The sequence below is a fragment of the Corynebacterium sp. MSK297 genome (assembly GCF_030232885.1).
GTDB lineage: Bacteria > Actinomycetota > Actinomycetes > Mycobacteriales > Mycobacteriaceae > Corynebacterium.
Map to the genome: position 1 here is coordinate 1 of NZ_JASPGD010000030.1, position 1,189 is coordinate 1,189.

The following is a 1,189-nucleotide window of genomic DNA, read 5'->3' on the forward strand; positions in this document are numbered from 1 at the left end:
TGGAGCCTTGTCTCGTTCCACCATGACACCCACTCGAATGTCGCGATTTCTACCTCGACAACGTCATCCCACCTGCGGGTATGGATCAGCTCGTTTTTGTAGGAACCGTTGACGTTTTCAGCCAATGCATTGTCATAGGAGTCACCAACACTTCCGGTAGAAGCAGCGATCCCGTGCTGGGCAAGTCGTTCGTTGTAGACAACGCTGACGTACTGCGACCCGTGATCCGAATGGTGCACCAAACCTGTCGTTTCTTCAGCACACACTATCGCCTGGTTGAGAGCTTGCAGCGGCAAAGCCTCGGTGCGCATCGAGTCTGATAACGCCCAACCGACAATCCTCCGGGAGAACACATCGGTGACAAACGCGGTGTACACAAAGCCTTTCTTCGTGCGCACGTAAGTAATATCGGCGACCCACAACTTATTCGGTGCTGCGGCGTTGAATTCACGTTGGACTAAGTCCGGGCGCAGATCAGGCACGCTAGCTTTTCTGGTTGTGATTGGTGACCGGCCTTTACCTTTGCCAGAAACACCAGCCAGACGCATCAGTCTGGCAGTGTGTTCACGCCCGATATCGATTCCTTCACGGCGTAGAGCATGCCACATTTTCCGCACACCGTAGACACCATAATTAGCTTGATGAACGGCACTAATACGCTCAACCAGAACGTCATCACGAAGGCGACGAGCACTAAGCCCACGGGCCTTTGACTGGCGGTATCCACGCGAGGTAATGAAGCCACCTTCACGATTGTTCTTCAACGTCATACAGATGAACTCGACTGAGAAACGATCCCGATATTCATCGATGAACCGAATCATTTCCGACGTTTTGGGTCGAGTTCCGATGCGAAAAAAGCCGAGGCAGCTTTCAACAACTCATTGGTGTCGCGTAGTTCTTGGTTTTCACGGCGTAGCCTCGCGTTTTCGGCGGCCAAATCTTCAGGTACAGGTTCTGGGATGGTTCCTGAACGGCGAGCCTGCTGGGTCCATTGCCTGGCAGTATGCCACGAGACACCTAGTTTCGGTGCCACGATCTTGCACGCTTCCTGCATCGACATGTTTTCCGCCAAGATGCGGTCTTCCACAAGACGGACCACGCGGTCCTTTGCATCCTGGTCAAATTTTTTGGGCATGTTCGAAGATTTTCCCATCTACTCAAACGGAACAAAACCTGGGACACTTCA

2 protein-coding genes are annotated in these 1,189 nt (G+C 52.6%); both read right to left on the reverse strand.

Translation table 11 applies throughout. From position 1 onward, the window contains the following. The coding region (locus QP888_RS10985; RefSeq protein ID WP_284813591.1) for an IS3 family transposase at positions 1-824 on the reverse strand (824 nt) is incomplete at its 3' end. Next, entirely contained in the window at positions 821-1,138 is a 318-nt protein-coding gene (locus QP888_RS10990) for a transposase (RefSeq protein WP_284813592.1), read from the reverse strand. The genes QP888_RS10990 and QP888_RS10985, both read right to left, overlap by 4 nt. Positions 1,139-1,189: the final 51 nt, after the last annotated feature.

What these genes read in the sequence shown, in the direction of transcription:
- QP888_RS10990 (WP_284813592.1), bottom strand. Translation starts at nt 1,138, where the DNA reads ATGCCCAAAAAATTTGACCAGGATGCAAAGGACCGCGTGGTCCGTCTT.